The following is a 3,399-nucleotide window of genomic DNA, read 5'->3' as shown; positions in this document are numbered from 1 at the left end:
GTCGGACCGCCGACGCTGGCCGGCTGGCAGGACGTGCCGCTGGCCGACATCCTCGAGCGGCGGCTCGGCCTGCCGGTACGGTTGGAGAACGATGCCAATGCGGCCGCACTTGGCGAATGGCGTTTCGGCGCCGGCCATAGCGCGCGCTCGCTGGTCTTCGTCACCGTCTCGACCGGGATCGGCGGCGGCGTCGTCGCCGACGGACGCATCCTGCACGGCCGCCGTGGCCTTGCCGCCGAGATCGGCCATATGACCATCACCAACGAGGGCGAGCGCTGCGTCTGCGGCGTCGTCGGCTGCTTCGAGGCCATTGCCTCCGGCACCGCGCTCGGCCGCCGCGCCGATGCCGCGACGTCGCCCCTGGACGGCTCGACACTGCGCCGCCTATCGGCCAACGCCGAGGTCACCGGCCGCCATGTGGTCGAGGCAGCCAGGCTGCAGGACGATCTCGCTGTGGCCCTGCTCGAGGAGGAGGCCCGCTGGCTTGGCGTCGGTTTCACCAATCTCTTGCATCTCTATTCGCCCGACGTGCTGGTCGTCGGCGGCGGCATCGCCAATGGCCTCGACCTGATGGCGCCCGTCATCAGGGCGACCATCCAGCAGCGCGCCATGCGCGCTTATCGCGACGTGCCGGTCGTCCAGGCCCAGCTCGGCCGCCACGCCGGGCTGGTTGGTGCCGCCAGCCTTGTCCTGTTCGACGATTTGGGCACGTTGGCGACTCCCATGCCTGTCGGCCCAAGCACATATCCGGACACGAGGAGGGACTTCAATGGCTGAGCTCAAGCTGCGCGGCCTGATCGCGATGCAGGCCGATCCGTCGCACTGCCATTTCTTCAGCGGCGATGGCAACGCGCCGCTGGGCAAAGCCGTCTGACATCACGGACATAAGCCGATGGCCGCAAGCTGAGTGCATGCGGCCATGGTCATTTCAGGGAACGGCGGATTACTCGGCGGGAACGATGTCCGCCGGCAGGCTGTCGTCGGCTGTACCAGCCAATGCCCTGGCCAGCTTGGCTTCGTCGAGTTCGCCCTCCCAGCGCGCGACGACCAGCGTCGCCACCGCATTGCCGACGAAGTTGGTCAGCGCCCGGCATTCCGACATGAAGCGGTCGACGCCAAGGATCAGCGCCATGCCGGCGACCGGCACCGAGGGAACCACCGAAAGCGTGGCGGCCAAGGTGATGAAGCCGGCCCCGGTGATGCCGGCGGCACCTTTCGAAGAGAGCATGGCGACCAGCAGCAGCAGGATCTGGTCTGATATCGACAGATGGATGTTCGTCGCCTGGGCGATGAACAGCGCCGCCAGCGTCATGTAGATGTTGGTGCCGTCGAGATTGAAGGAATAGCCGGTTGGGATGACCAGCCCGACCACCGAGCGCTTGGCGCCGGCCTTTTCCATCTTCTCCATCAGCGAGGGCAGTGCGGCTTCCGACGACGATGTGCCCAGCACCAGGAGGAGCTCTTCCTTGATGTAGCGGATCAGCGACAGGATCGAGAAGCCGTTGTAGCGGCAGACCGCGCCGAGCACGACGAAGACGAACAGGAACGACGTCGCGTAGAAGGTTCCGACCAGCATGGCGAGGTTGATGACCGAGCCGATGCCGTATTTGCCGATGGTGAAGGCCATCGCGCCGAACGCGCCGATCGGCGCTGCCTTCATCAGCACGCCGACCAGCTTGAACATCGGCGCCATCAGCGCCTGCAGGAAATTGAGCACCGGTGTGCCCTTGTCGCCGACCAGCGCCAGCGCGATGCCGAACAGCACCGAGAAGAACAGCACCTGCAGGATGTCGCCGTCGGCGAAGGCGCCGACGATCGTGCCGGGGATGATGTTCATCAGGAAGCCGGTGACCGACTGGTCATGCGCCTTGGCGGCGTAAGTGTTCACGGTCGATGCGTCGAGCGTCGCCGGGTCGATGTTGAAGCCGGCGCCCGGCTGCACGACATTGGCCACGACAAGGCCGATGATGAGCGCAAGCGTGGAGAAGGTGAGGAAGTAGAGCATCGCCTTGCCGGCGACGCGGCCGACCTTCTGCAGGTCGCTCATGCCGGCGATGCCGGTTGCGACCGTCAGGAAGATGACCGGGGCGATGATCATCTTGACCAGCTTGATGAAGGCATCGCCGAGCGGCTTCATGCTCTCGCCGATCGACGGATAGTAATGGCCGAGCAGGATCCCGACGGTGATTGCTACGAGCACCTGCACGTAGAGCTGGGCATAGAGGGGCTTGCGCTGCGCGGCGGGCGCGGCGGATTGGTCTGCGATATGCATCGAACTCTCCCTGGCCGGATGGACGGAACCCGCCCTGCGTGACTTCTCCCATCGCGGCGCTCCGGTCGCCCGCCGCTGCAAGGACTTTTGCAAGCGCTGTGCCAGATGGCGGATAGGCCGAAATCCCCGCGTTTCAGCCGTTCCTGCCCTGCTGTCGACGGAGATCTATGCGGATTTCCGCACAGGTCTTGTTTGCCCTGGCGGAATTTCGCATTAGACTGGGGCCAAAGCCGTGCAGGGAAGGGAGAGGGCCGACGCCGCGACAGCGCATCGATAGCGAAGCCCCAGGGTTTCACGCCCGCGACCTGTTGCGCGAAGCGGTAGTGCGCCTGCGCGGCGGCCGTTGGCTGCTTGCGGCGATCGCGCTCGCGGTCCTGGTCGGCGCAGTCGCGGTTGCCGGGCGCATCGCCGAGGATCAGGCCGCCGGCAACTTGCGCGACGGGGCACTGGCCGCCTTGCCGCTGGCGGCCGGAACCCTGACCGGCGAAATCGAAAAGCAGCGTCTCGTGCCGCTGGTGCTGGCGCGCGACGATGCGGTGCGCGACGCGCTGCGCCGCGCCGGGAAAGTCGAGGAAACCGCTCTCGACGCCAAGCTGAAGGCCATAGCCGGCGATGCATCGGCCTCGGCCATCTATGTCATCGACACGGCGGGCATGGCGATATCAGCCAGCAATGCCGGCCAGCCGGACAGCTTTGTCGGCATCGACTATAATTTTCGTCACTATTTCACCGATGCGATGGCCAACGGCGCGGCCAGCCAGTACGGCCTCGGCACGATCAGCGGCAAGCCGGGTCTCTACCTCGCCGGCCGTGTCGACGATGCTGGCAAGCCGCTTGGCGTCGCGGTTCTGAAGGTCGAACTCGGCGGTGTCGAAGCCAATTGGCGGGCGAGCGGCTTTCGCGTTTTCGTCACCGACGAGCGCGGCGTCGTTCTGGCCACCAGCCAGCCCGATTGGCGCTTCCATGCGCTGGCGCCGCTCGCCGCCGCGGACGCCGCCGCGGCGCATGACCGGCTTCAACTGGTCGACGCCGCCTTCGAGCCGCTGCCGATACGGCGTGGCGCCGGTGACGGTCTGGCGACAATCGACGAAGCCGGAAAATCGCGCCGGTTCGTCGAGGTAGTGCAG

Annotated in this window: 3 protein-coding genes; 2 read left to right on the top strand and 1 reads right to left on the bottom strand. The window is 66.4% G+C overall.

Going from position 1 to position 3,399, the window contains the following annotated elements; genetic code table 11:
- A partial coding sequence (locus O7A61_RS31600; RefSeq protein WP_337133083.1) for an ROK family protein occupies window positions 1-777 on the top strand: 777 nt, incomplete at its 5' end.
- 166 nt (window positions 778-943) lie between these two features.
- Here the strand turns inward: O7A61_RS31600 and O7A61_RS31595 are convergent.
- The gene (locus tag O7A61_RS31595) at window positions 944-2,272 is read right to left on the bottom strand and encodes a dicarboxylate/amino acid:cation symporter (protein ID WP_140505625.1); all 1,329 of its coding nucleotides are present in this window, start codon (window positions 2,270-2,272) and stop codon (window positions 944-946) included.
- Between the two features lie 308 nt (window positions 2,273-2,580).
- Here O7A61_RS31595 and O7A61_RS31590 point away from each other — a divergent pair.
- A partial coding sequence (locus tag O7A61_RS31590; protein ID WP_442921137.1) for a cache domain-containing protein occupies window positions 2,581-3,399 on the top strand: 819 nt, incomplete at its 3' end.

Source organism: Mesorhizobium sp. Cs1321R2N1 (genome assembly GCF_037179725.1).
Classification (GTDB): Bacteria; Pseudomonadota; Alphaproteobacteria; order Rhizobiales; family Rhizobiaceae; genus Mesorhizobium; species Mesorhizobium salmacidum.
Note: the sequence above shows the minus strand (reverse complement) of the source record. Positions and strands in the feature narration are given on the sequence as shown.